A 26285-nucleotide genomic window follows, 5' to 3' on the forward strand; every position below is an offset into this window, starting at 1 on the left:
CACGGGTACAGAGCGGTTACCGCGAAGGCTTATTGCAGTGCGATCTCTACCCGGCGTGCTTCGGCGTCGCTGCCCGTTCCTGCGGTCCGAGCCGGCTTGTCAAGATGGATCTGGCTGTCGGGCACACCTGAGGCGATCAAGGCGTCACGCACCGCCAGCGCCCGCTGCCTGGCCAGTTCGGCATTGCGCGCGGCGTTGCCCTTGTCATCGTGAAAGCCTGAGATCAGCACCTTTTTGCCGCCGCGTGCGCCCCTGACCACATCGACCAGGGCTTCGGCAGCGCCGGCCGCGAGTTCGGCGTCACCGGAAGCAAAATAGAACCTGACCACGCCGTATTCAGCCGTGATGCTGGCGGCGTCGGACACCGCCTGGGCCGCCATGGCTGCAGAAGCCGGCGCGGCGGCAGGCGCGGCAAGTACGGGTGCAGGCACAACTGCAGCTGCGGGCGCAGGTGGCAGGTCCACTTGTTCGGCCGACACGCGGCCGATGGCAAGACCCAGCACGAGGGCCAGTACCAGCACGATGAGGCCAAGCACCAGGCCCAGCAGCCAGCCCTGCTGCTCATCGTCCGATTGTGAAACCATGCAAAAAAAATCTCCGCGACGTAGGGGTTGGGGGGCGCCGCGCACACCCGCATGCGCAAACAGCAGCGGCATTGTAAAGTGTGCGTGTGAACACTCACCTGCCAAATGGTCTGCAAGCCCTTCGCGATCCTGCCCCCATGTTGGAGCGTTTTCTGCACCATTGGGGCGGCCGCGACGACCTCTGGATTTTTGGCTACGCCTCGTTGATCTGGCGGCCCGATTTCGAGTTTGCCGAGCACAGACGCGCCAAAGTGCATGGCTGGCACCGGGCGCTCAAAATGTGGAGCCGCATCAACCGCGGCACGCCCGAATGCCCGGGTCTGGTGTTCGCACTCCTCTCGGGCGGCAGTTGCCACGGCGTGGTCTACCGCGTGCAGCGCCACGAGGTCCCCGAAGTGGTGGCCCGGCTTTGGCTGCGCGAGATGGTGACCGGCGTGTACGACCCGCGCCTCTTGCGCTGCACGACCGACAAGGGGCCTGTCCAGGCGCTGGCTTTCACCCTGTCGCGCCGCAGCCCGAATTTCACCGGCGAACTCAGCGAAGCACGCTACCGTGAAATCTTTTCTGCCGCCTGCGGGCGTTATGGCAGCACCCATGACTACGCCCGGCAGACACTGGAAAGCCTGCGCCATCACGGAATTTCCGACGACGCCCTGGCCCGCCTGCTGAACCTGACCGCGCTTCCCGCTTCGCAGCCTCGAGAAACAGGGCTATAAAGGGCTTTTTCACCCATTTTTAACCAGGAAAAATCACCATGGCCTCAAAACTGCTTTTGCTTTTGATTACCGCCACTGCAGTGCTGGCCGCCTGCGCCAGCCCGTCCGGCGACCCGCGCGCTACCGCCCAGCTGCAGCCCACCACCGGAAACACCACCAGCGGCACGGTCAGCTTTGTCCAGAGGGGCAGCAAGGTGCATGTCAGCGGCGAGGTGCGCGACCTCAAGCCCAACGCGGAGCACGGCTTTCATGTGCATGAAAAGGGCGACTGTTCCAGCGGCGACGGCATGAGCACCGGCGGCCACTTCAATCCGACAGGCGCGCCGCATGGTAGCCACGCCATGGGCATGCACCACACCGGCGACCTGCCCAGCCTGAAGGCCGATGCCGGCGGTGTGGCACGCTTCAGCTTCGAGTCGTCCACCATCGCCGTCGGCAGCGGCATCACCGACATCGTTGGCAAGGGCCTGATCGTGCATCGCGACCCCGACGACTACAAAACCCAGCCCACCGGCAACGCCGGGCCGCGGCTGGCCTGCGCGGTCATTTCAAGAAGCTGAGCCGGCTAACGCGCAGCGAGCAGCGCTTCGGCGCGCGCCAGGTCTTCAACGGTATCGATGTCGGTCACGCTGCCGATATCGTCGACTTCCACAAGCGCTACTGAATTGATAGCTTGGCAGGCACGCACGACGGGGGCTGCACCCTGATTTCCTTTCAAATCCAGCAAGGCGTCGCGGCACGCCGCCGAAAACCCGACCGGGTGGCCGCGCTCGCCCTGGTACACCGGGACCGCCACCGGATGCTGTTGCAGCGCCGCAGCCACGGCGCGCAAGGTGTCACCGCGAACCAGCGGCAGGTCGGCCGGCAGGATCAGCCAGCCTGCCGCAGCTGGCGTGGCCCGGATGCCGGCGGCAATCGAGTCACCCATGCCTGGCCGCGAGGGGTCGGCTCGCACCAGGTGATGCGGCAGGCCACTGGCCTGCACCGCCGCCAACACATGATCCAGGACGGTTTGGCCGGCCAGCAGCGCTGCGAGTTTGTGGGTCTCCCCCCCGGAGGCGGCAAACCGCTCACCCCGGCCGGCGCCCAGCACGATGACGACGGGCAATAAACCCGTGGAGGGTGGGGAAGGTGAGAACGGGGACATGGGTAATTGTGCTTCCATCACTATACTTTCAGCATGTCAGAACCCACCGCCGCCATCGCCGACCTGCGCAAAAGTTATGAGCGCGCCGAACTCAATGAAGAAGCCTCGCAGGCCGACCCCCTGCAGCAGTTCGATCAGTGGCTGAAGGAAGCCATCGCGGCCAAGGTGCCCGAGGCGAATGCCATGACCCTGGCCACCGTGGCCGCCGATGGCCGGCCTTCCACGCGCATCGTGCTGGTCAAGGGCTACGACGCGCGCGGCATCGTCTGGTACACCAACTACGACAGCCGCAAGGGCCGCGAACTGACTGGCAATTCTTTTGCCGCCCTGCAGTTTCACTGGGTCGAGCTTGAACGTGTGGTGCGTATCGAAGGCGTGGTCGAGAAGGTCTCTGCCGAAGAAAGCGATGCCTACTTCCACAGCCGCCCGCTGGACTCGCGCATAGGCGCCTGGGCCAGCCCGCAAAGCGAAGTGATCTCTGGCCGCAGCGTGCTGGTGGCCAACGCCGCCAAATACGGCGCGAAGTTTTTGCTGCAGCCGCCACGCCCGCCGCACTGGGGCGGCTACCGGCTCAAGCCGGACAACTGGCAGTTCTGGCAGGGACGCAGAAGCCGTCTGCATGACCGCTTGCGCTACACGCTGCAGGACGGCGGCGGCTGGCTGCGCGAGCGGCTCGCGCCTTAAACCCCTGTTTGCAGGCGCTGGATCGCCTGATCGGCGACGACTGCCAGTTGCGCAGCGCTGGCCAGTTCCGGCGCAATCTCCGCCAGCGGCACCAGCACAAAAGCGCGCTGCGCCATGCGCGGATGCGGCACGCTCAACCGCGGTGAATTGATATGGGCATCGCCATACAACAAGATATCCAGATCCAGGGTGCGCGGCGCATCGGGGGAGGAACGCTCTCGGCCGGCTGCCCGCTCCAGCGCCTGCAATTGGTCAAGCAAATCGAGCGCCGGCAGGCGCGTGTCCAGTGCCACCACGGCATTGATGTAGTCCGGTCCATCGGCCCTCCCGGCGGAATCACGGGCTATCGGCGCGGAGCGGTACAGGCTGGAGCGACGCGCCACGCGACTCAAGGGCAGCCGGTCCAGTGCGTCCATCGCCTGCCGCACGGTGGCTTGCGCATCACCGAGGTTGGCGCCCAGCGCCACATAAGCAGTGACCAGCGGGGCAGGCTCGTTCGCCGATGAACCAGCCGACATGAAAACCTCAGTGTCCTGCGGTGTCGGACGGGGGGCTGGCAGACGGCGCGCCGCCGTCGCGGTTGGCCGGCTTGCGGCGGCGTCTGCGTTTTTTGGCGGGCACCGCTTCGCCGGACTCGCCAAACTCGGGAAACGGCGCCGCAGGCTGGCTGCCGTCCGCGCCACGTCGCGCTTCGGGCTCCACGCGTTTGACGCGGGTCCGCGGCACCTGCGGTTTCTGCGATTGCGCCACGCGGGCCTGCTCGATCATCTCGTGGCGCTCGTCATCGTAGGCGGTGCTGAATTTTTCCCACCACTCGGCCAGCTCCATCTCGATCTCGCCGGTCTGTGCGCGCAGGCGCAAAAAGTCGAAACCGGCGCGGAAACGCGGCTGGTCCAGCAGGGAATAAGGTGAGCTGCCGGTGCGCTTTTCAAAACGCGGCTGCATGGTCCAGATCTCGCGCATGTCGGTGCCCAGCTTGCCGCGGCCCGACACATCGCCAATCTTGGCGTTGAAAGCGTCGTCGATGGCATCCTGCAGAGCGGGCATGGTGTGCTCGCCGCGCTTGAGGCGCTGCTCCCAGCCCTGGCGCACATCGGCCCAGAGCACGCAGGACAGCAAAAAGCTGGGCGCCACCGGTTTGCCTTCACCGACGCGGCGATCGGTGTCCATCAGCGCGAGCTGCAAAAACGGCTCTTCGGCGGTGTCCACCACCACATCAAGCAGCGGGTAGATGCCGGTGTTCAGGCCGAGGAACTTAAGCTGCGCAATGCTGGCCAGCGAGTGGCCGGTCTGCAGCAGCTTGAGCATTTCGTCGAACAGGCGCGACTGCGGCACATCGGCCAGCAGGCCTTTCATGGACTTCAGCGGCGCGGCCGTCTTGTCCTCGAACTTGAAGCCCAGCGCGCTGAGCTTGGCCGAAAAACGCACGGCACGGATGATGCGCACCGGGTCTTCGCGGTAACGCGTGGCCGGGTCGCCGATCATGCGGATGATTTTTTTCTTCGCGTCGCGGATGCCGTTGTGATAGTCGACCACGATCTGCGTCTGCGGGTCGTAGTACATCGCGTTGATGGTGAAGTCGCGCCGCGCGGCGTCTTCCTCCATCGGGCCCCAGACGTTGTCACGCAGCACCCGGCCGGAGGCATCGACCGCGTGTTTCATGCCGGCGAGTTCGCTCTTGCTTGTGCGTTCGTTGCCGCCGACCTGCTCGGCCAGGCTGCTGTCCAGATGCGCGCGGAAGGTGGAGACCTCGATGACTTCGTGCTCGCGGCCGCGGCCATAGATCACATGCACGATGCGGAAACGCCGGCCGATGATGAAGGCGCGGCGAAACAGCGATTTGACCTGTTCGGGCGTGGCATCGGTGGCCACATCGAAGTCTTTCGGACGCAGGCCGACCAGCAAGTCACGCACCGCGCCGCCGACGATGTAGGCTTCGTAACCGGCCTGCTGCAGCGTGCGCACCACGTCCATGGCGCGGTCATCGACCAGCTTGGGATCAATCGCATGGTCCTGGGGGCCGACTTCGCGGCGTTCGCCGAAAACTGATTTTTTGCTGCGGACGGCGCCGGCGGCGGGGCTGCTTGTCTTGCCGAACAGCTTGTCGATAAATTTTTTGATCATTGAATCACGAGATTTTGCCGGAAGGGCCGTGCTGGCTGGGCCAGGGGGCGTCACCGGTCATTGGAACAGCTCAAGTATGCGCCATCCGCGTGCCACGGCGATGGCGCGCAGACGCTCGTCCGGGTTAGTCGCCACGGGGTGGGTGACTTTTTCCAGCAGGGCCAGATCGTTGAGGGAATCGGAATAAAAGGTGGTGTCCACCGCGTCCCAGTCCCAGCCGCGCCCGGTCAGCCACTGCTGCACCCGGGCCACCTTGCCCTCGCGAAAGGACGGCGTACCCCGAATCGCGCCGGTCAGTTGGCCGGCCGCGTCGCGTTCAAGCTCCACAGCGATCAGCTCAGTCACCCCAAAAGCCGCCGCAATCGGTCGTGTCACGAATTCGTTGGTGGCGGTCACGATCAGCACATGATCGCCGGCCTGCTGGTGCTGACGGACCAGCGCCAAGGCCTGTTCTTTAATGCCTTTTTGCACGATTTCCCGCATGAAACGGGCGTGAGCAGCTATCGAATTAGTAGCGCCCTGCTCGCGGATTGCCTGGGTGGCAAAAGACACATAGTCATGGATATCGAGGGTGCCGGCCTGGTACTGGGCGAAAAATTCGGCGTTGCGGCGCTTGAATTCCTGGTCATCGCACCAGCCCAGCGCGATCGTGAACTCGCCCCATTCGTAGTCCGAATCGAAGGGGATCAGGGTGTGGTCGAGATCAAAAAATGCAATGCGGGGCTTGGCGGTGGCATCCGGGGAAAGGCTCACGAGTTCTCCAGCATGGACTTGATCAAGGGGATGGTGATGGCGCGCTGGGTCTGCAGCGCATAAGCGTCAAGCTGGTCCAGCAGCTGCATCAGGTTGCCGAGGTCGCGCGAAAAGCGGCTCAGGATGAAATCCATGGCCTCGTCACTGAGGAACACACCCCGCGCGTCGGCCTCCTGGCGCAGCACCGAGCGGCGGTCGGTATCGGTCAGGGCCTGCAGGGCGAACACATGGCCCCAGCCTAGGCGGGAGCGCAAGTCCTCGCGCAAGGCCAGGTCGGCCGGCGGCGCGGCCCCGGCCGCCAGCACCCAGCGCGGATGGCCGTCGGAGGCATTGAGCGCGTTGACGAACCAATTGAAGGCGGCCTGCTGCTGCACGGCGGTATAGAGATGGCAGTCATCGAGGATGACGGCGGCCCAGTTTTCATTGAACTCAGTCGGCTCCAGCACCGCCGCATCCATCCAGCCGACGGCCGCACCCTGTTCGCGCAGTGCTTCACTGACCGCCTTGAGCAGATGGGTCTTGCCGCAGCCAGGCTCGCCCCAAAGATAAGTCGGCACCGGCGAGCGCAGGCTGTTGCTGGTCCAGAGCTCCAGATGTTTGAGCGCCGCTTCGTTGGGCCCTGCAAAAAAATTGGCCAGCGAGGGCGGCGAGGCCAGCCCGATGTCGAGCGCGATCTGCTTCATGGCCGCCGCCGCCCGACTGCCTGGGCCGCAAGCCGGCAGCGGGCAGACCTGCATGAAGAGGGGGGAGTAAATTGCATACAGCCGGTCTGGGGTGAACCCTTAGAATCTTGGCTTTGATTCTATCGGGCTTGGTGCCCGTCCGAAGCCGTCTACCCACCAAGCCGCAATGACCACCTCCTCTTCCTCCCCCCTCAGCTACAAAGACGCCGGCGTTGACATTGACGCTGGTGACGCCCTGGTCGAACGTATCAAGCCGCTGGCCAAAAAAACCATGCGCGAAGGGGTACTGGCAGGTATTGGCGGTTTCGGGGCCCTGTTCGAGGTGCCCAAGCGTTACAAGGAGCCGGTGCTGGTCAGCGGCACCGATGGCGTGGGCACCAAGCTGCGCCTGGCCTTCGAGTGGAATATGCACGACACCGTCGGCATCGACCTGGTCGCCATGAGTGTCAACGACGTGCTGGTTCAGGGCGCCGAGCCGCTGTTTTTCCTCGATTACTTTGCCTGCGGCAAGCTCGATGTGGACACCGCAGCGGCCGTGGTCGGCGGCATCGCCAAGGGTTGTGAGCTGAGCGGCTGCGCGCTGATCGGCGGCGAGACCGCCGAAATGCCCGGCATGTACCCCGAGGGGGAATACGACCTGGCTGGCTTTGCTGTCGGTGCGGTGGAAAAGTCCAAAATCCTGACCGGCAAAGACGTGAAACCCGGTGACGTGGTGCTTGGCCTGGCCAGCAGTGGTGTGCATTCCAACGGCTTCAGTCTGGTCCGCAAATGTATAGAGCGCGCCGGCAGCAGCCTGCCCGCCACGCTGGACGGCAAACCGTTCCGGGAAGCATTGATGGAGCCGACCCGGCTTTACGTCAAGAACGTGCTCGCCGCGCTAGCAGCGAACCCGATCAAGGCACTGGCCCACATCACCGGCGGCGGCCTGCTGGAAAATATCCCGCGCGTGCTGCCCGAGGGCACGGCTGCCCACTTGAAAAAGGGCAGTTGGCCGCAGACCGAGCTGTTTGCCTGGCTGCAGAAAACCGCTGCCATCTCCGACTTCGAAATGAACCGCACCTTCAACAACGGCATTGGCATGGTGGTGGTGGTCGCTGCCGCCGACGCCCAGGCAACGGCTGCAACCCTGCGCGCAGCGGGTGAACAGGTTTATGAGATCGGCGTCATTGCCCCCCGGGGCGAAGGTGCGGCTGTCACCGTCGGCTGATCCCTCCCTCGCGCGGCCCGAATACCTGCCCGACAGGCGACCTGAGGCGCCGTTGCTACAAAAATCCTAGCGTCCTGACGATGTAGCCATTGGGCATACTGGACAATTGGATCCATTTGTATCAAACTGTTCCATTCTTTCGCTGGGGAACAGTCATGCCGGTTATCGCAGTCGTCAACCGCAAGGGAGGCAGTGGCAAAAGCACACTCGCCGCCCATATCGCGGCTTGGTGCGCGCGCAACGGCAGTTCCGTGATGCTCGGAGACGTGGACCGCCAGCAGTCGGCGCGCGGCTGGCTGAAACGCCGCGACAGCGCCCTGCCGGCCATCGCGCCCTGGGCGGTGGACCAAAAAAACATGCTGCGCGTGCCCACCGGCATCACCCATGTTGTGCTGGATACACCCGGCGGCATGCACGGTTTCGAGCTGGCGCGGGTCGTGATGTTCGCCGACGCCATTGTGATGCCGGTCTGCAATTCAATGTTTGACCGCGAGTCGGCCGAGGCCTGCCATGCCGAGCTGATGACCATGCCGCGTGTGGCCAGCGGGCGCTGCCGGCTGGCGGTGGTCGGCATGCGCATCGACGCACGCACCACTGCCGCGCAGACGCTGGACAAGTGGTCGGAGTCGCTGGGTGTGCCCTTCCTGGGGGCGCTGCGCGAAACCCAGCTGTACGTGCGCAGCCTGGAACGTGGATTGACGATTTTTGACCTGCAGCCGCATCAAGCGGCCGCCGACCTGGTGCAATGGGCGCCGATTTTGCAGTGGCTCAAGCCCCAGCTTTACCCGCCGCAAGCTGCCAATGACGGCAGCACGGTGTTGCGGTCGCCGGCACGCACGCTGACGCCGAGATCCGCCGTCCTGCCCAAAACGGCAGCCGAAGAGGTGGTGTCCCGGCAGCGCGGCGCCTTACCCAACAGCCTGATGCCGGCCCAGGAATCCATGGTCCAGGGCGGTCGCCTGTCCACGCTGAGCGCAGCCCGCACGGCAGTGGCGCCCGAAAAACCTGTCGCCAAACCGACCTTGGCGCGGCCCGGCGAGGGACCGGGAATTCCGCAGTTTCTGAAAAGAGGATAGAGCCCCCACGTTCGCTCACTGCGAGCCTGCGGCAGCGCCCTGCCCTCTTGCACTGGAAAGAGGGACGCTGCGCCTGTGGACTGGCAAGCCAGATCCGCGGCCCCTGCTGCAATGGGGCCGGGGATCGCCCCCCAACTTGCGCAGAAGAAGGCGAATCAGCTCTTCTGGGGCCGCAAGCAGGCCAGGCGATCCGCCACCACGTCCAGGTCCAGCGCGTCTTCGGCGTGCTCGATATAGGTTTCGAGATCGGGCACCGCACGACCCGCCTCACCCTGTTCGGCCAGTGCCATGCCGCGATCGCGGTACTCGGACCAGGCCTGCGGCAACAGCACAATCAGCCGGTCCTGCACTGCGATCAGCCGGACCCAGTCCCGCTGGGTTTTGTGGATTTCCTTGAGGTTGCGCAGCATGCGGCAAATAATGTCGCGTGCCGGCACCGACTGAAGGTACAGACCGATCGGCACCTCGAACTCATCGGCCAGCCCGCTGCGTTGCCGGTAGGGCTCCAGCCGCTCAGCCAGTTCCTCTCGACTCAGCGAGTGACCGCTGAAGGGGTCGATGACCACCTGGCCTTTGGGCAGGTTGACCTTCACCATGAAATGACCGGGGAAAGCCACGCCGCGCGCGTTCAGTCCCATGCCGCCGGCCAGTTCCAGCCACAGTACCGCCAGCGAAATAGGGATGCCGCGGCGGGTCCGCAGCACCGCATTCAGGTAGCTGTTGTCGGGGTCATAGTAGTCATTGACGTTGCCGCCGAAGTTTAAGTCGCGAAAAAAGAACTGGTTAAGTACCCGCAAGCGCTGGAGCGCTGAAGCATCGGCCGGCAGACGCCGTTTCACGCGGGCCAGCAGCTGGTCCACATCGCCCAGCACCTGCTGCACATCCAGGTCGGGGTATTCGTCCTGGGCCACGCTGATGGCCGCTTCCAGCAACGGAAAATGCTCGTCACTCTGAACCAGGCTGGCAAAGTACTGAAGGGGTGACGGAATCTCCAAATTCAGCGACATGCCGCTACTTTCTCACAATTTCAAGAGCTTGCGCATAGGGGCAAGCGTGAACAAGTGTCAGCTGCAAAAGCGCTCTACTACTTGCGCAGAAGTTGCCGCAGCTTTAGGCCTGACACCCAGAGCGCTACAAAATAAATGGCGGCTGCGACACCAATGGCAAGAATCAAGAACCCAGCCCTTTGAAAAACGTGACTTCGCAAGCCGACCCAGTCCACGGCTGTGCTGGCCCATATCAAAAATGCGGCCATCAAAGCACTGGCGGCTATCGTTTGCAAAGCAAACCTGCCCCAGCCCGGCTGTGGTGTGTACGCTTTATTTTTCAGCAACCCAGCCAGCAACCAGCCAGCATTGAGGAGCGCGCCCAGACCGATCGAAAGCGCCAGAGCAGCATGTTGCAAATACGGCACGAGCAGCACATTCAAAAGCTGTGTGAACACCAAGACCACGAGCGCGATTTTCACAGGCGTTTTGGTGTCCTGCCTCGCAAAATAGGCCGAGGCCAGCACCTTGATTGCCACCAGACCCAGCAGGCCCGCGCCGTAACCCATCAACGCCAGTGCAACCTGCGTCACGTCAGTGTCCTTGAACGCGCCGTAGTGGTACAGGGAGGCCACAAGCGGCTTGGCAAATGTCAACAGAGCCACGGCGCTAGGTAAAGCCAGCATTAACACCAGGCGCAGGCCCCAATCAATCATGTCCGAATATTTTTGGTGGTCAGCTACCGCCCTGGCCGCTGCCAGTTGCGGCATAAGTACCACGCCCAGTGCCACACCGAGCATGGCCGTGGGGAACTCCATTAATAAACTCGCACTATTGAGCCAACTGACCGAGCCGGTTGCCAAATGAGAAGCAATCTGGGTGTTGATCAGCAGCGAGATTTGCGCGACGCTCACGCCCAGCAAGGCGGGAAGCATCAGGTTAATGACGTTTTTAGTAGCAGGGTCACGCCACGCGGCTTTTACTTCTGCCCATCTGAACGAAAAGCGCGGTAGTAACCCCATCTTGTAGAGCGCTGGAATCTGAATGCCCACCTGCAGCAAACCACCCAGCATGACACCTAACGCCATGGCGTAAATAGGCTCAATACCATGCGCCTTGAACCAGGGCGCTCCCAGCCAAGCGGCGGAAATCATTGCCACGTTCAAGAGCACCGGCGTGGCGGCGGGAATGACAAACTTTTTCCAGGTGTTCAAAATGCCTGCGGACAATACGACCAGCGACATGCAGGCGATATAAGGAAACATGAATCGCGTCATCCACACGGCGGCCTCAAAGCCGCGCGGGTTTTGCTGCAAACCGCTGGCCATGGCATACACAAACCACGGAGCGGCTGCCACACCTAACACGCTGGTCAACACCAGCACCCAGGCAAGCACGGTGGCCACTTTATCAATCAGGAGTTTGGTTGCTTCGACCCCATCTTTTTCTTTGCTGGTTGCCAGCACGGGCACAAACGCCTGGCTGAACGCGCCCTCGCCAAACATGCGACGCAGCATGTTGGGAATGCGAAACGCCACCCAAAAGGCGTCCGTCATGGCGCTCACGCCGAAAATATAGGTCATCGAAAAATCGCGCACCAAGCCGGTGATGCGGGAGACCAGCGTGAACAGGGAAACGGTTGAGGCGGATTTGAAAAGTGACACGGAGGAAGTTTAAGGCCCCCAAGGCAGGCCCCCACGGTCGTTCATTGCGTCAAACTCCCTGCCCCCGAGGGCTGTTGCATCTGCGGGCTAGCAACGCCAGCCCCGTGGAGTTGCTTGAAATACCAATGCTTCGAAGGATCCTCGGCTCCCAGTTTAGTCCGAGCCGCGGAACCAGCTTCGCCGGGCCGCAGGCGGGCGGTCCCCTCGGGGGGGCAGGGAGTTACACGCAGTGAACGACCGTGGAGGCTGCTATAATCGTGGGCTTTGCTAGCATCATCCGCAGACTCCTCCCCGGATTAAAGGAATTAATTATGGCTACCGCCAAACCCAAGAAAAAGAACCCCCGCCTGGCCTCAGGCCGCAAACGCGTCCGCCAGGACACCAAACTCAACGCCGCCAACACCTCGTTGCGCTCGAAGTACCGCACCGCCGTGAAAAACGTCGAAAAAGCTGTCCTCGCCGGCGACAAGACCAAAGCCACCGAACTCTTCGCCAAGGCGCAGAGCATTGTGGACACGATTGCCGACAAGGGCATCTTCCACAAGAACAAGGCAGCGCGCGACAAAAGCCGCCTGTCCACCAAGGTGAAGGCTCTCGCCCTCGCCGCCCCCAAAGCGGCCTGATCACTCAGGTCCATCGCCCGGACTGACCTGATCAGTCCGCCGTTTCGCAGGGTGCGCTGCCAGCAAAGCAAAAAAGCCGTCGCAAGACGGCTTTTTTGTTTCCGGCTGCAAGATGCACCGTCAGGGTTTGGGCGCATCGGGAAGCAGGCAGGCCTCGGCAACTTGCAGGTCATTGTCTTTCGCAAAATTGATCGCAAAGTCCCAAGCCATGGGCTCGACCTCGCGCAGTTCGCTGTTGACCACCACACATTTGACGCCATTGATCACCGTCGGCACACACCACGGTGAATAGGTCAGGTGGCTGCCCGGCTGCGGGCCACCCGGACGGAACTGGCTCATCACACCGCACAGCCGGTCGGCCCAGTCGCTGGGGCGAAAGGTCTTGCCGTCGCGGGTGACGCCCTGGATAAAGACTTCTTTGGCGGTGTTGGAGACCATCGGGTTGAAGGTGGGTCGCCTGCCAGAGGCGCGGGTATGGCCTCGTGCTGCAGTGCACAATGATTCTATCTTATATAAGACTTGAGCCCGCACCAGAACGCCGCACCAGCGCATTGCTGTAATGCAGCATCCTCACAGAAGGCCGCGAGGCCTGCGCCTAAAATCCATCCAGACCTGCAGCACCACCTGCAGCCTCCTGTTTTTCGCCCTGTCCCGGAGTTTCCTCATGACCACTGCCCTGCCCCCCCATATCGAAGCTGCTTCCCCGCACGTAATGAACACCTACGGCCGCCTGCCGATAGCCATGTCGCACGGCCAGGGTTGCAGGGTCTGGGACGTCAATGGCAAGGAGTATCTGGACGGCTTGGGCGGCATCGCCGTCAACACCCTGGGCCACAACCACCCGCGCCTGGTGCCGGCACTGCAGGACCAGATTGCCAAAATCATCCACAGCTCCAATTACTACCATGTGCCCGGCCAGGAAGTGCTGGCCGCGAAGCTGGTCGAGCTGTCCGGCATGAGCAACGTCTTTTTCTGCTCGACCGGGCTGGAGGCCAATGAAGCCGCACTGAAGCTGGCCCGCAAGTTCGGCCACGACAAGGGCATCGCCCGCCCGGAAATCGTGGTGTATGAAAAAGCCTTTCACGGCCGCAGCATCGCGACCCTGAGCGCCACTGGCAACCCCAAGGTACAAGCCGGCTTCGGCCCGCTGGTTGAAGGCTTTATCCGGGTGCCACTGAATGATGTGCCAGCGCTGGAAGCCGCTACGGCCAACAACCCGAACGTGGTTGCGGTATTTTTTGAGGCGATCCAGGGCGAAGGCGGCATCAACCCCATGGACGCCGGCTACATGCAGCAGGTGCGCAAGCTATGCGACGAGAACGACTGGCTGCTGATGATCGACGAAGTGCAGTGCGGCATGGGCCGCACCGGCAAGTGGTTTGCCCACCAGTGGGCGGGCATCCAGCCCGACGTGATGCCGCTGGCCAAAGGCCTGGGGTCCGGCGTGCCGATTGGCGCGGTCGTAGCCGGCCCGCGCGCCGCCCACATTTTTGGCCCCGGCAACCACGGCACCACCTTTGGCGGAAACCCGCTGGCCATGCGCGCCGGTACCGAAACCCTGAAAATCATGGAAGAAGACGGTCTGCTGGCGCATGCTGCCAAGGTCGGTGCGCACCTGAAAGCAGCCCTGAGCCGCGAGTTGGCCGGCGAGCTGAAGTCTGGCCGCGTCAAGGAAATCCGCGGTCTGGGCCTGATGCTGGGCATCGACCTGGCCGTTTCCTGCGGAGAAATCCTGCAACGCGCCGCCGACAAGGGCCTGCTGCTGAGCGTGACTGCCGACAGCGTGATCCGGCTGGTGCCGCCGCTGATCCTCAGCGAAGCCGAGGCCGACGAAATCGTCGCCATCTTGTGCCCACTGATCAAGAAGCTGTTGGGAGAAAAACCGTGAGCGCCGCAGCGGTCAAGAAGATCCGTCACTATTTGCAATTCAGCGACTTCAACGCCGCCGAATACGCCTATGTTTTTGAACGCGCGGCGCTGATCAAGAAAAAATTCAAGGCCTACGACAAACACCAGCCGCTGGTGGACCGCACGCTGGCGATGATTTTCGAGAAAGCTTCGACCCGGACCCGCGTGAGTTTCGAAGCCGGCATGTACCAGCTGGGCGGCTCGGTGGTGCACCTGACCACCGGCGACAGCCAGCTCGGCCGCGCCGAGCCAATTGAAGACAGCGCCAAGGTGATCAGTCGCATGGTCGACTTGGTGATGATCCGCACCTACGAGCAGACCAAGATCGAGCTGTTTGCCGAGCATTCACGCGTGCCCGTGATCAACGGCCTGACCAACGAGTTCCACCCCTGCCAGATCCTGGCCGACATCTTCACCTATATCGAGCACCGCGGCAGCATCAAGGGCAAAACCGTGGCCTGGGTCGGCGACGGCAATAACATGGCCAACACCTGGCTGCAGGCCAGCGAAATCCTCGGCTTCAAGGTACATCTGAGCACGCCGTCCGGCTACGAGGTGGACCAGTCGGTGGCTGGCATTCGCTCAGCCGACAGCTACAAGGTCTTCAAGGACCCGATGCAGGCCTGCGCCGGCGCTGACCTGGTGACCACCGACGTCTGGACCAGCATGGGCTATGAAGCCGAAAACGAAGAGCGCAAAAAAGCCTTTGCCGACTGGTGTGTGGACACCGACATGATGAAAGCCGCCAAACCCGACGCGCTTTTCATGCACTGCCTGCCGGCGCACCGCGGGGAAGAAGTTGAAGCTGATGTGATCGACGGGCCGCAGTCCGTGGTCTGGGACGAGGCAGAAAACAGATTGCATGCGCAGAAGGCACTGATGGAGTTCCTTCTGCTCGGACGGGTCGAATAACATTCAACACGCGGCCCGCCAGTGCCGGCGATCTGTTTCGGCGCAGGCTCATGTGTGCGCAGCACACGTGAAGCGGCATCAAGCCGCGTGCCGTAGCCAAAACAGATTGCATGCGCAGAAGGCACTGATGGAGTTTTTGTTGCTTGGCAAGGTTGGTTGACCGCCTCCACTATTTCCGACGGGCGGGCACGCCAACTTGCCGGGGGTAGCCCGGCGGCTACTCACTTTCTTTTTGCGTCGCCAAAAAGAAAGTAAGCAAAGAAAAAGGCGACCCGATGGTCCGGGTCCCTTCGCTTCGCTGCGGGCAACCTGCGGTGCTCGCCGAAAACGGGGTCGAGCTCGAACTCGCTTCGCTCAGACAATCGCTCGCCCTGATCCGTTTTCGGCTGTGCTCCTCGGCCCGGCCCGACGGGTGGGGGAATGAATGCGGATGCGGGGAGGCGGGGATGCGCAGAGCGCGACCCCGCCGGAGCCCGAATCCGGCCCCGATCCTGAGCCCTCAACCCTTCTGTATGCGCCGAGGAGCGCAGGTCCAGACGGATCAGGGATCGCGATTGTTTGAGCCGAAGGCGAGTTCGAGCGAGACCCCGGCTGGACCGAGCACCGCAGGTTGCCCCCGTAGCGCCAGCGAAGGGGGTCGCAGACAGCAGGGTCGCCTTTTTTTTGGTGACTTTCTTTTGGCGAGACAAAAGAAAGTGACTTGCTGCCGGGCAACCCCCGGCCTGCTGGCGAACTACAAAACAACGAAGCGCAGAAGCAATTCGCAACATGGATCCCAGATCAGGTCCGGGATGACAAGCGAGGGGCCGGGTACCCGCAGGTCGCGGGCTGTTAGCCCCGCCCCACAAACGGCATCTTCGTCGCCATGATCGTCATGAACTGCACATTGGTTGCCAGTGGCAGCGAAGCCATGTGCACCACCGCATCGGCGACGTGCTCCACATCCATCAGCGGCTCAATGGCGATCTCGCCGTTGGCCTGCGGTACGCCCTTGGCCATGCGCGCAGCCAGCTCGGTGTGGGCGTTGCCGATGTCGATCTGGCCGCAGGCGATGTCGTACTTTCGGCAGTCCAGCGAGATCGACTTGGTCAGGCCGGTGATGGCGTGTTTGGTCGCGGTGTAGGGCGCCGAGTTGGGGCGTGGCGCATGCGCCGAGATCGAGCCATTGTTGATAATGCGGCCGCCTTGGGGCGACTGGGCTTTCATGAGCCGGATCGCCTGCTGCGCGCAGAGAAAGGAGCCGGTCAGGTTGATATTGACTACGTTTTGCCATTGCTCGAATGTGAGTTCTTCCATGGGCACCGCCGGCGTGCCCACACCGGCGTTGTTGAACAGCAGATCGAGCCGGCCGAAGGTTTGCTGCGCCAGGTCGAAGGCCGCGCGCACGGCGTCGGGCTGGCTCACGTCGCAGGGCACGGCCAGTGCGCGGCTGCCGGCGCCCGAAATCTTCGCCACCTCATACAGTGGTTCGGACCGGCGGCCCAGCAGCACCACGCTGTAATCCGCACGTAGCAGCGCCAGCGCCACCGCCTTGCCGATGCCTGTGCCCGCGCCTGTGACCAAGGCCACTTTCCCGCTACCGCCTGATGTCATGCTCTGCCTCGTGATGGTTGTGAATGGGGTAAGCGCCTGCCCCTGCGCCAACCAGAGACTGTACAGCCCGCTCCGGCTCTGCGCTGAGGGTGAGCTATTTCAGCACCCTGTTGGAAATAACCGACACCGCAGACATTTTGATGGTGCTACCTTCAAAAACATGACAACTGACAAGCCCCGCATCTGGGACATTTCGCCGCCCGTGGACGAGCACGCCGCCGTCTTCCCGGGGGACGCTGCCTATACGCAGAAGCTGCATTTCGCGCTGTCGCCCGATTGCCCGGTCAACGTCAACACCCTCACGTTCTCGCCGCACACCGGCGCACATGCCGACGCACCCATGCATTACGCCAACGGCGCGCCGGCGATTGGTGCGGTCGACCTGCAGCCTTACCTCGGCCCCTGCCGCGTCATCCACTGCCTGGACTGCGGGCCGCTGGTGGAGCCGCAGCACATCGCCCATGCGCTGCAGGACCTGCCGCCCCGTGTGTTGCTGCGCACCGCCGCAGTCGCCAGCCAGGATTGGGCATCATTTACGGCCGTGGCCCCCGCCACGCTTGCGCTTCTAGCTAGCAAAAACATAGCATTGATCGGGATCGACACCCCCAGCGTGGACCCTGCGACCAGCCACGACCTGCCCAGCCACCACCTGCTGCTGAAGCACGATCTGCGCGTGCTGGAAAACCTGGTGCTTGACGATGTACCCGCTGGCGACTACGAACTGATCGCCCTGCCCCTGAAACTCATGCGGGCCGATGCCTCGCCAGTCAGGGCCATCCTGAGAGACTTATGAACACCACCCTGAACCACTGCCGCGCGCTCGACGCCGGCGACATCCTGCGCGCCCTGCGCGGGCACTTTGAACTGCCTGATGGCGTGATTTACCTTGATGGCAACTCGCTGGGCGTGTTGCCCAAAAGCGCAGCGGCTCGCGTCGCCGATGTCGTCACCCGCGAATGGGGCCAGGACCTGATTCGCTCCTGGAACAGCGCCGGCTGGTTTCATTTGCCGCAGCGCCTGGGCGACAAGATCGCGCCGCTGGTCGGCGCCGCGGCCGGTGAGGTGGTGGTGACCGACAGTACCTCGGTCAACCTTTACAAGGTGCTGAGCGCTGCACTCAGCATCGCCGCGGAAGATGCGCCTGGAAAAAAAACCGTGGTCAGCGAACGCAGCAACTTCCCCACCGACCTCTACATTGCCGAAGGCCTGTGCCGGGAACGCGGCTACCAGCTGCTGCTGGTCGAGCCGGACGGCATCCTGCCTGCGCTCAATGGCGATGCTGCCGTGCTGATGCTGACCCACGTCAACTACCGCACCGGCGCCATGCACGACATGCTGGCCGTGACGGCGGCGGCGCATGCGGCTGGCAGCCTCATGGTCTGGGACCTGGCGCACAGCGCCGGCGCCGTGCCGGTGGACCTGCAGGGCGCGAAGGCTGACTTTGCCGTCGGCTGCGGCTACAAATACCTCAACGGCGGCCCGGGCGCGCCGGCCTTTGTGTGGGTGAACCCGTGTCACGCTGACCGCTTTCGGCAGCCGCTGGCAGGCTGGTGGGGCCATGCCGCACCGTTTGAATTCACACCCGATTACCGGCCTGCGCCGGGCATCACGCGTTACCTCTGCGGCACTCAGCCCATACTGAGCTTAGCCGCGCTCGAGTGCGGGCTCGATGTGTTCGGCGCCGCACACGCCCTCGGTGGCATGGAGGCGCTGCGGGCCAAGTCGCTGGCATTAACAGACCTGTTCATCGCTCTGGTGGAAGAACGTTGTGCGGGCCATGGCCTCGGGCTGGCCACGCCGCGCGATCATGCGCAACGTGGCTCGCAGGTTTGCCTGTCTCGCAGCGAAAGCGCCTACGCCATCATCCAGGCGCTGATCAAACGCGGCGTGATCGGCGACTTCCGCGCAGGTGATGGCGCCGCGCAGCCCGACATCCTGCGCTTCGGCTTCACCCCGCTGTACATCGGCTTTGAAGACGTCTGGCACGCGGTTGAGCATTTGAAGCAGGTGCTGGAATCCGGAGAGTGGCAACAGCCCGAGTTCAACCAGAAACATGCGGTGACCTGATCATGACCACACCAGAAAAAATCGTCGCCGACGAAAAAGCCCAGCTCGACTTCAGCCGCGACATGAGTTACGGCGACTATTTGCAGCTTGACGCCATCCTCGGCGCGCAAAAGCCGCTCTCGCCGGCGCACGATGAAATGCTCTTCATCGTGCAGCACCAGACCAGCGAGCTCTGGATGAAGCTGATGCTGCACGAGCTGCGCGCCGCGATTGCCAACGTCGCGGGCGACGAACTGGGCGATGCCTTCAAGAAGCTTGCGCGCGTGAGCCGCATCATGGAGCAGCTGGTGCACGCCTGGGACGTGCTGGCCACCATGACACCACCCGAGTACAGCGCCATCCGGCCCTACCTCGCCAACTCAAGCGGCTTCCAGAGCGCGCAATACCGCTGCATCGAATTCGCGCTGGGCAACAAGAATGCCGCCATGCTCAAGCCCCACGCTCACCGCCCCGATCTGCTGGCTCAGGTACAGGCGGCTTACGAAACCCCGTCGCTGTACGACGAGGCGCTGCGCCTGCTGGCGCGGCGCGGCCTCGCCGTCCCCGCCAGCCACACCCAGCGCGACTGGACACAGGGCTATGTGGAAAGCAGCGCGGTGGAGCAGGCCTGGCTGACGGTCTACCGTGACCCGAAGAAGTACTTTGACCTGTACCAGCTCGGCGAAGAACTGACCGACCTCGAAGACGCCTTCCGGCTCTGGCGCTTCCGGCATGTCACGACTGTGGAGAGGGTGATTGGTTTCAAGCGCGGCACCGGCGGCACGGGTGGAGTGAGTTATCTGCGCAAGATGCTGGATGTGGTGTTGTTTCCGGAGATCTGGAAGCTGCGGACAGATTTATGAGTCAAATATGCTCCTGGCCCCGCCAGCCGTGCGTCATCAGCTATTGAATTCATAGCGAATACTGCACGACGAAGCGCCCCCCGTCCCACCCCGGACAGCAAGCAACACTCGCCACTCCCAACCCTCATTTGGTCGCGTGTGCTGCGCTCGGGTGCAAGCATGACCGCGGCTCGTTATTCCGATAGCGGGCGCTCATCCATGCTTTGTCACGGGAAGGGGGCAAAATGTAGTGATGACCACCCTGACCCATCCCACACCGCAGTCCCACCGGTCTGCCCTTCGCTCACTTTTTAATAGCTGCGTGCGCACGCCGCATAAGGGCTGGAGGCCAATTTGGCTTGCAATGGCGATGCTGGCCACGCTGGCCACCCCGGTGGCATCCGCCTTTGACCTGCAAGGCCACCGTGGCGCCCGCGGGCTGGCGCCTGAAAACACCCTTCCGGCGTTTGAGCGGGCTCTGACCATTGGCGTCACCACGCTGGAGCTGGACGTCGGTCTGAGCGCAGACGGCGTGGTGGTGATCGCGCACGACCCGTACTTGAACCCGCTGATCACCCGCGACGCCGCTGGCCAGTGGCTGAGCGGCAGCCGCGGCCCGCTGATCCGCTCGCTGAGCGTCGCGCAGCTGCAGACCTACGACGTCGGCGGCATCCAGCCGGGCACGCCGTACGCCAGCACTTTCAGCACCCAGCAGCCGCTGGACGGCACGCGCATCCCGACGCTGGCTGCGCTGTTCGAACGTGTGAAGCAGCTGGGCGCGACCGGCGTGCGTTTCAACATCGAAACCAAGCTCAACCCCGAGCAACCGGCCGACACCGCCAGCCCCGAGCAGCTGACCGAAGCGCTGCTGAAGGTGGTGCGCGACGCGGGCATGCTGGGGCGTGTCAGCATCCAGAGCTTCGACTGGCGCACGCTGCAGATCGTGCAGCGGCTGGAACCGTCCATCCCCACGGTTTACCTGAGCATCCAGACCGCCAACACCAACAACATCAGCAGCGGCAGCTGGACCGCCGGCTTCAAGATCGCCGAACACGCGAGCGTGCCGGCCATGGTCAAGGCCGCCGGCGGCGCCGTCTGGGCGCCCAATGGCGGCGCTGTCACGCAGGCGCTGGTGCAGCAGGCCCAGGCGCTGGGACTGAAGGTCATTCCCTGGACCATTAACCAGCCCGCTGACATGGAACGCCTGATCGGCTGGGGCGTGGACGGCCTGATCACCGACTACCCGGACCGCCTGCGCGATGTGCTGCGCCAGCGCCAGCTGCCCCTGCCCGCGCCCCTGAAAAATTGAGGTCTCCCCAAGCATGAGAAAATGAGGGATTGACCCCAGACCACACAGGATTTCTCATGGAAGCAGAACGCATCAACACCATCGTCAATCAGCTCACCGACCTCAGCAACCGGGTCGTCGAGCTCAGGGGGTATCTTTGACTATCCTGCCAAGGAACGTAAATTAAACGAAGTCAACGCCGCGCTCGAAGACCCGAAAGTCTGGGACAACCCCAAACGCGCGCAGGAACTGGGCAAGGAAAAAAAGTCGCTGGAAGACGTGGTTCACGTCATCGACCGCCTGAGCGCTGAACTGGCCGACAATACCGAGCTGTTCGAAATGTCCAGGGCCGAAGGCGACGACGCCGGCATGGCATCGATTGAAGGTGAGGCTGCCAATGTGGCCACCGAGGTCGAGAAGATGGAGTTCCGCCGGATGTTCAACAACCCGGCCGATCCCCTGCCCTGCTTTCTGGACATCCAGGCCGGCGCTGGCGGCACCGAAGCCTGCGACTGGGCCAGCATGCTGCTGCGCCAGTACCTCCGGTACGCCGAGCGCAAGGGCTTCAAGACCGTCATCGAGGACGAAACGCCAGGCGACACCGCCGGCATCAAGGGCGCGACCATCAAGATCGAGGGTGAATACGCCTTTGGCCTGCTGCGCACCGAAACCGGCGTGCACCGCCTGGTGCGCAAGTCGCCGTTTGACTCCTCGGGCGGGCGACACACCTCGTTTGCCTCGGTGTTTGTTTACCCCGAGATTGACGACTCCATCGAGATCGACATCAACCCCTCGGACGTGCGCACCGACACCTTCCGCGCCAGCGGCGCCGGCGGCCAGCACATCAACAAGACCGACTCGGCGGTGCGCCTGACGCACATCCCGACCGGCATCGTGGTTCAGTGCCAGGACGGCCGCAGCCAGCACAGCAACCGCGACGTGGCGTGGAAACGCCTGCGTTCCAAGCTTTACGACTTCGAGCTGCGCAAACAGCAGGAAGCCCAGCAGAAGCTGGAAGACACCAAGACCGACGTGGGCTGGGGCCACCAGATCCGCAGCTACGTGCTGGACAACAGCCGCATCAAGGACTTGCGCACCAACTACGAGACTTCGGCCACCCAGAAAGTGCTGGACGGTGACCTCGATCAATTCATCGAAGCTTCGCTGAAGCAGGGTGTATGACATGACCCCCACGTTCGTCACTTCGTGTACTTCTCTGCCCCCCGAGGGGGCCGCAGTCGCCTTGGGGCGGCCCGGCGGCGACTCAGCCCACTCCCTCCACTTTTCAGGAACCCACCATGATGCGTGAAGGCCAATCCGCGGTGATCAACCGCGCCGACTACATCGCGCCCGCCTACTGGATAGACACCGTTGACCTGTCCTTCGACCTGGACCCGGCCAAGACTCGCGTGCTCAACAAGATGACGCTGCGGCGCAATGCCGATGTGCCGGCGCAGCCGCTCAAGCTCGACGGCGAGGAGCTGAACCTGGCGCGTGTGCTGGTCAACGGCCAGGGCACCTCCTTCCGCATGGAGGGCGAAAAATTGGTGCTGGAAAACCTGCCCGCCGGCAACGACCCTTTTGAGCTGGAGATTTTCACCACCTGCGCACCGGCCAAAAACACCAAGCTGATGGGCCTGTACGTCAGCAACGACTCCTTCTTCACCCAGTGCGAGGCCGAAGGCTTTCGGCGCATCACCTACTTCCTGGACCGCCCGGACGTCATGGCCAGCTACAGCGTGACCCTGCGCGCCGACAAGGCGAAATATCCGGTGCTGCTGTCCAACGGCAACCTGGTCGAACAAGGCGATCTGGCCGAGGGCCGCCACTTCGCCAAGTGGGTGGACCCGCACAAAAAACCCGCCTACCTGTTTGCGCTGGTGGCCGGGCAACTGGTGTGCCGCGAGCAGCGCATCACCTCGCGTGCCGGCAAGGAGCACACGTTGCAGGTGTATGTGCGCCCCGGCGACCTGGACAAGACCGAACACGCGATGAACTCGCTGATGCATTCGGTGGCGTGGGACGAAGCGCGCTTCGGCCTCTCGCTCGATCTGGAGCGTTTCATGATCGTCGCCACCAGCGACTTCAACATGGGCGCGATGGAAAACAAGGGCCTGAACATCTTCAACACCAAGTATGTGCTGGCGAATCAGGCGACCGCGACCGACACCGATTATTCGAACATCGAAAGTGTGGTCGGCCACGAGTACTTTCACAACTGGACCGGCAACCGCATCACCTGCCGCGACTGGTTCCAGTTGAGCCTGAAGGAAGGCCTGACGGTTTTCCGCGACCAGGAATTCAGCCAGGACCTGTGCGGTGAGGCCTCGGCCCGCGCCGTCAAGCGCATTGAAGACGTGCGGGTACTGCGCACCGCCCAGTTCCCCGAAGATGCCGGCCCGATGGCGCACCCGGTGCGGCCCGACAGCTACATTGAGATCAGCAACTTCTACACCGTCACCATCTACGAAAAAGGCGCCGAGGTCGTGCGCATGATGCAGACGCTGGTGGCGAGCATCGGCGACCCTGCCGGTCGGGACGGTTTTGCCAAAGGCATGAAGCTTTACTTCGAGCGCCACGACGGCCAGGCCGTCACCTGCGACGACTTTGCGCAGGCGATTGCTGACGCCAACCCGGCCTCGGACCTGGCGCGTTTGCTGCCCCAGTTCAAGCGCTGGTACAGCCAGGCCGGCACGCCGCGTGTGCACGGCACGGGTGTGTATGACGCCGCAGCGCGCAGCTACACCCTCACGCTGTCGCAAAGCTGCGCCCCAACCCCCGGCCAGCCGGCCAAGGAGCCCTTTGTCATTCCCGTGGGCCTGGGCCTGCTGGGTGCCGACGGAGCGGACCTGTCGCTGCAACTCGAGGGCGAAGCCACGCCGGTGGCTGCGCCGCGTACCTTTGTACTGACCGAGGCCAGCCAGACGCTGACCTTTACCCACCTCGACGCCGAACCGGTGCCGTCCATCCTGCGCGGTTTCAGCGCCCCGGTGGTGCTGGAGTTCGACTACAGCGACGCGCAGCTGCTGCACCTGCTGGCCAACGACATCGACCCCTTCAACCGCTGGGAAGCCGGGCAACGTCTGGCGGTTCGCAGCGCTATCAAATCCATAGCTGCCAGCGCTTATCCGGCGGGGGCTGAGCCCCTGAATGATGCATACATCCAGGCCATGCGCAGCGTGCTGCGCGACCCCGCGCTGGACGCCGCCTTCAAGGAGCTGGTGCTGACCCTGCCGGGCGAAACCTATATCGCCGAGCAACTTGACGTGGTGGACCCCCAGCGTATCCATGCGGTGCGTGAAGCCATGCGCACGCAGCTCGCCACCGCGCTGGTTGATGACTGGGCGGCGGCTTACGAAGCCAACCAGGACAACGGCGCCTATACGCCCGACCCGCTGTCGTCGGGCCGCCGCGCACTGGCTGGCATGGCGCTTTCGCACCTGTGTATCGCCGCCACCGTCAATGGTGACCCGGTCTGGCCCGGCAAGACTTACCAGCGTTTCAAGGACGCCGGCAACATGACCGACCGCTTCAATGCACTGGCGGCGCTGGTCTCCAGCGGCCACCCGCTGGCCGCTGAGGCACTGCTCCGCTTCCACGCCATGTTCAAGGACGAGGCGCTGGTCATCGACAAGTGGTTCAGCCTGCAGACCAGCGCGCCCGACCGCAGCGGCAACATCCTGCCGGCCGTCAAACAATTGATGAAACACGCCGACTTCAGCCTGCGCAACCCGAACCGCGCACGCAGCGTGGTCAGCACCTTCTGCCAGGGCAACCCGGCAGGTTTTCACCGCGCAGATGCGGCAGGGTATGTGTTCTGGAGCGAACGCGTGATCGAGCTCGACGCGATCAACCCGCAGGTCGCCGCCCGGCTGGCGCGTGCGCTGGACCGCTGGAGCAAGCTGGCCGAGCCCTACCGCAGCGCTGCGCGCGAAGCGATTGCCCGTGTTGCTGCGAAATCCGATCTCAGTAAAGACACGCACGAGGTTGTCTCGCGCGCCTTGGCCGACTAGCCCAAAGGAAATTTCATGTCTTCCAAAGTTTCACTGACGCGTTATCTGGTCGAGCAGCAGCGCATCGACGGTCACATTCCTTCGCAGCTGCGTTTGCTGCTGGAAGTGGTGGCCCGCGCCTGCAAGAGCATCAGCCAGGCCGTCAACAAGGGCGCGCTGGGCAGCGTCATGGGCAGCGCCGAAAGTGAGAACGTTCAGGGCGAGATCCAGAAAAAACTCGACATCATCGCCAACGAGGTGCTGATCGAAGCCAATGAATGGGGCGGCCACCTGGCCGGCATGGCCAGCGAGGAAATGGAAGGCATTTACGTGGTGCCCAACCGTTACCCGCAGGGTGAATACCTGCTGCTGTTTGACCCGCTCGACGGTTCCAGCAATATCGACATCAACGTCAGCATAGGCACCATCTTCAGCGTTCTGAAAATGCCCGAAGGCGACCGCGGCGTCGACGAGGGCGACTTCCTGCAGGCCGGCCGTCAGCAGGTAGCCGCCGGCTACTGCATCTACGGCCCGCAGACCACGCTGGTGCTGACCGTCGGTGACGGCGTCGCCATGTTCACGCTGGACCGCGAGCAGGGCTCGTTTGTGCTGATCGAGGAAAACGTGCAGATCCCGCCCGACACCAAAGAGTTCGCCATCAACATGAGCAACATGCGGCACTGGGACGAGCCGGTCAAACGTTATGTGGACGAACTGCTCGCCGGCAAGGACGGCCCGCGCGGCAAAGACTTCAACATGCGCTGGGTCGCAGCCATGGTGGCCGACGTGCACCGCATCCTGTGCCGCGGCGGCATCTTCATGTACCCCTGGGACAAGCGCGAGCCAGAGAAAGCCGGCAAGCTGCGCCTGATGTACGAAGCCAACCCCATGAGCTGGCTGATCGAGCAGGCCGGCGGCGCTGCCACCAACGGCCGGCAGCGCATCCTGGACATCCAGCCCACCAAGCTGCATGAACGCGTGAGTGTGATTTTGGGTTCGAAGAACGAGGTCGAGCGCGTCACCGCGTACCACGCCGGGAAAACTGCCCAGCTATAATCGTGGGCTGTATGTAAAAGTTTACGCCGGTGTAGCTCAGTCGGTAGAGCAGCTCATTCGTAATGAGAAGGTCGGGTGTTCGATTCATCTCTCCGGCACCAATAGATATAAGGGTTTGCTGCTATTAACTTGGTAGCAAGCCCTTTCTCTTTGGGGGTCATGTAGCCACTGTGTAGCCACCAGTACCGTTTTTTGTACCGTGTAGCCACCATGTAGCCAGCCCCAAAATCAGCCAAAAGAAAACCCAGCGGGTTAGGCTGGGTGTCTGTGGTTCGGGTCTTTCCTGTTAGGGAAGGTCTGCATAACCCCCGCCGCAGCGAGAGTTGCTAGTCAAGAGTTCACAACATGAAACCGGCACAGTGTTCGAGCCGGTTTTCTGGCGATGCTGGCCCGAGTCTGCG

25 protein-coding genes and 1 tRNA gene are annotated in these 26285 nt (G+C 63.1%); 16 read left to right on the forward strand and 10 right to left on the reverse strand.

Annotated elements, in window-relative coordinates; genetic code table 11:
* Window positions 1–29 precede the first annotated feature (29 nt).
* Window positions 30–584, reverse strand: coding sequence for an OmpA family protein (locus H0W47_RS00465; protein ID WP_296919338.1), 555 nt, complete (start codon window positions 582–584; stop codon window positions 30–32).
* Window positions 585–721: 137 nt separating this feature from the next.
* Between H0W47_RS00465 and H0W47_RS00470 the strand changes: the two genes are divergently transcribed.
* Window positions 722–1300, forward strand: a complete 579-nt coding sequence (locus H0W47_RS00470; protein ID WP_296919339.1) for a gamma-glutamylcyclotransferase — start codon at window positions 722–724, stop codon at window positions 1298–1300.
* Window positions 1301–1338: 38 nt separating this feature from the next.
* Window positions 1339–1860, forward strand: coding sequence for a superoxide dismutase family protein (locus H0W47_RS00475; RefSeq protein WP_296919340.1), 522 nt, complete (start codon window positions 1339–1341; stop codon window positions 1858–1860).
* Window positions 1861–1865: 5 nt separating this feature from the next.
* Here H0W47_RS00475 and H0W47_RS00480 read toward each other — a convergent pair whose 3' ends face one another.
* Complete coding sequence (locus H0W47_RS00480; RefSeq protein ID WP_296919341.1) at window positions 1866–2447, reverse strand: nucleotidyltransferase family protein; 582 nt, start codon at window positions 2445–2447, stop codon at window positions 1866–1868.
* A 33-nt stretch (window positions 2448–2480) separates the two neighbouring features.
* On the opposite strand from H0W47_RS00480, the gene pdxH reads away from it, so the two are divergent.
* The gene (gene pdxH, locus H0W47_RS00485) at window positions 2481–3131 is read left to right on the forward strand and encodes a pyridoxamine 5'-phosphate oxidase (protein WP_296919342.1); all 651 of its coding nucleotides are present in this window, start codon (window positions 2481–2483) and stop codon (window positions 3129–3131) included.
* On the opposite strand, the gene folK is transcribed toward pdxH, so the two are convergent.
* Genes folK through hda form a run of 4 tightly spaced genes read right to left on the reverse strand, consistent with a single transcriptional unit; the run spans window position 3128 to window position 6691 of the window.
* Window positions 3128–3649 carry a 2-amino-4-hydroxy-6-hydroxymethyldihydropteridine diphosphokinase gene (gene folK / locus H0W47_RS00490; RefSeq protein ID WP_296919344.1) on the reverse strand — a complete coding sequence of 174 codons (522 nt, stop codon included), beginning with the start codon at window positions 3647–3649 and terminating at the stop codon, window positions 3128–3130. The two genes, pdxH and folK, sit on opposite strands and share 4 nt — an antisense overlap.
* A 7-nt stretch (window positions 3650–3656) precedes the next feature.
* A complete protein-coding gene (pcnB, locus tag H0W47_RS00495; protein ID WP_296919346.1) occupies window positions 3657–5255 on the reverse strand; it encodes a polynucleotide adenylyltransferase PcnB in 1599 nt (532 codons plus the stop codon).
* 57 nt (window positions 5256–5312) lie between these two features.
* The gene (locus H0W47_RS00500; protein WP_296919348.1) at window positions 5313–6008 is read right to left on the reverse strand and encodes an HAD family phosphatase; all 696 of its coding nucleotides are present in this window, start codon (window positions 6006–6008) and stop codon (window positions 5313–5315) included.
* Complete coding sequence (gene hda, locus H0W47_RS00505; RefSeq protein ID WP_296919349.1) at window positions 6005–6691, reverse strand: DnaA regulatory inactivator Hda; 687 nt, start codon at window positions 6689–6691, stop codon at window positions 6005–6007. Before hda ends, H0W47_RS00500 begins: the two co-directional genes overlap by 4 nt.
* A 166-nt stretch (window positions 6692–6857) precedes the next feature.
* On the opposite strand from hda, the gene purM reads away from it, so the two are divergent.
* Together purM and H0W47_RS00515 are read left to right on the forward strand one after the other, a co-directional pair.
* The gene (gene purM, locus H0W47_RS00510) at window positions 6858–7898 is read left to right on the forward strand and encodes a phosphoribosylformylglycinamidine cyclo-ligase (RefSeq protein ID WP_296919351.1); all 1041 of its coding nucleotides are present in this window, start codon (window positions 6858–6860) and stop codon (window positions 7896–7898) included.
* Between the two features lie 155 nt (window positions 7899–8053).
* The gene (locus H0W47_RS00515; RefSeq protein ID WP_296919353.1) at window positions 8054–8974 is read left to right on the forward strand and encodes a ParA family protein; all 921 of its coding nucleotides are present in this window, start codon (window positions 8054–8056) and stop codon (window positions 8972–8974) included.
* A gap of 155 nt (window positions 8975–9129) precedes the next feature.
* Here H0W47_RS00515 and H0W47_RS00520 read toward each other — a convergent pair whose 3' ends face one another.
* Both H0W47_RS00520 and murJ read right to left on the reverse strand, forming a co-directional pair.
* Window positions 9130–9981, reverse strand: a complete 852-nt coding sequence (locus H0W47_RS00520) for a SirB1 family protein (RefSeq protein ID WP_296919354.1) — start codon at window positions 9979–9981, stop codon at window positions 9130–9132.
* 77 nt (window positions 9982–10058) lie between these two features.
* Window positions 10059–11624 (reverse strand): murein biosynthesis integral membrane protein MurJ, encoded by a 1566-nt coding sequence (gene murJ / locus H0W47_RS00525; protein WP_296919355.1) that lies wholly within the window; start codon window positions 11622–11624, stop codon window positions 10059–10061.
* 311 nt (window positions 11625–11935) lie between these two features.
* On the opposite strand from murJ, the gene rpsT reads away from it, so the two are divergent.
* Complete coding sequence (gene rpsT, locus H0W47_RS00530; RefSeq protein WP_296919356.1) at window positions 11936–12247, forward strand: 30S ribosomal protein S20; 312 nt, start codon at window positions 11936–11938, stop codon at window positions 12245–12247.
* 120 nt (window positions 12248–12367) lie between these two features.
* On the opposite strand, the gene H0W47_RS00535 is transcribed toward rpsT, so the two are convergent.
* A complete protein-coding gene (locus H0W47_RS00535) occupies window positions 12368–12685 on the reverse strand; it encodes a DUF3579 domain-containing protein (protein WP_296919359.1) in 318 nt (105 codons plus the stop codon).
* 226 nt (window positions 12686–12911) lie between these two features.
* Between H0W47_RS00535 and H0W47_RS00540 the strand changes: the two genes are divergently transcribed.
* Together H0W47_RS00540 and argF are read left to right on the forward strand one after the other, a co-directional pair.
* A complete protein-coding gene (locus H0W47_RS00540) occupies window positions 12912–14135 on the forward strand; it encodes an aspartate aminotransferase family protein (RefSeq protein WP_296919361.1) in 1224 nt (407 codons plus the stop codon).
* Between the two features lie 20 nt (window positions 14136–14155).
* Window positions 14156–15067, forward strand: a complete 912-nt coding sequence (argF, locus tag H0W47_RS00545; protein WP_296919386.1) for an ornithine carbamoyltransferase — start codon at window positions 14156–14158, stop codon at window positions 15065–15067.
* A gap of 831 nt (window positions 15068–15898) precedes the next feature.
* On the opposite strand, the gene H0W47_RS00550 is transcribed toward argF, so the two are convergent.
* The gene (locus tag H0W47_RS00550; protein ID WP_296919363.1) at window positions 15899–16660 is read right to left on the reverse strand and encodes an SDR family oxidoreductase; all 762 of its coding nucleotides are present in this window, start codon (window positions 16658–16660) and stop codon (window positions 15899–15901) included.
* A 160-nt stretch (window positions 16661–16820) separates the two neighbouring features.
* Between H0W47_RS00550 and kynB the strand changes: the two genes are divergently transcribed.
* The 8 genes from kynB (at window position 16821) to H0W47_RS00590 (ending at window position 25985) form a co-directional block, all read left to right on the forward strand.
* Window positions 16821–17453 (forward strand): arylformamidase, encoded by a 633-nt coding sequence (gene kynB / locus H0W47_RS00555; protein ID WP_296919364.1) that lies wholly within the window; start codon window positions 16821–16823, stop codon window positions 17451–17453.
* The gene (gene kynU / locus H0W47_RS00560) at window positions 17450–18727 is read left to right on the forward strand and encodes a kynureninase (protein WP_296919366.1); all 1278 of its coding nucleotides are present in this window, start codon (window positions 17450–17452) and stop codon (window positions 18725–18727) included. The genes kynB and kynU overlap by 4 nt, the downstream gene beginning before the upstream one ends.
* A 2-nt stretch (window positions 18728–18729) precedes the next feature.
* Entirely contained in the window at window positions 18730–19569 is an 840-nt protein-coding gene (kynA, locus tag H0W47_RS00565; RefSeq protein WP_296919367.1) for a tryptophan 2,3-dioxygenase, read from the forward strand.
* A 343-nt stretch (window positions 19570–19912) separates the two neighbouring features.
* Window positions 19913–20857 (forward strand): glycerophosphodiester phosphodiesterase, encoded by a 945-nt coding sequence (locus H0W47_RS00570; protein WP_296919369.1) that lies wholly within the window; start codon window positions 19913–19915, stop codon window positions 20855–20857.
* 56 nt (window positions 20858–20913) lie between these two features.
* Window positions 20914–22018 (forward strand): peptide chain release factor 2 gene (gene prfB, locus H0W47_RS00575; RefSeq protein ID WP_296919371.1). Its coding sequence is split into 2 segments (ribosomal slippage): window positions 20914–20994 and window positions 20996–22018, totalling 1104 coding nucleotides; the frame shifts between segments, so codons are not numbered across the junction.
* 116 nt (window positions 22019–22134) lie between these two features.
* Window positions 22135–24849: an aminopeptidase N gene (pepN, locus tag H0W47_RS00580; protein WP_296919372.1), complete on the forward strand. Its 2715-nt coding sequence runs from the start codon at window positions 22135–22137 to the stop codon at window positions 24847–24849.
* Between the two features lie 15 nt (window positions 24850–24864).
* The gene (locus H0W47_RS00585) at window positions 24865–25884 is read left to right on the forward strand and encodes a class 1 fructose-bisphosphatase (RefSeq protein ID WP_296919373.1); all 1020 of its coding nucleotides are present in this window, start codon (window positions 24865–24867) and stop codon (window positions 25882–25884) included.
* A 25-nt stretch (window positions 25885–25909) separates the two neighbouring features.
* A tRNA-Thr gene (locus tag H0W47_RS00590) sits at window positions 25910–25985 on the forward strand.
* The last annotated feature ends 300 nt before the right edge of the window (window positions 25986–26285 follow it).

Origin of the sequence: Polaromonas sp., assembly GCF_013817205.1 — a bacterium.
GTDB lineage: Bacteria > Pseudomonadota > Gammaproteobacteria > Burkholderiales > Burkholderiaceae_C > Polaromonas.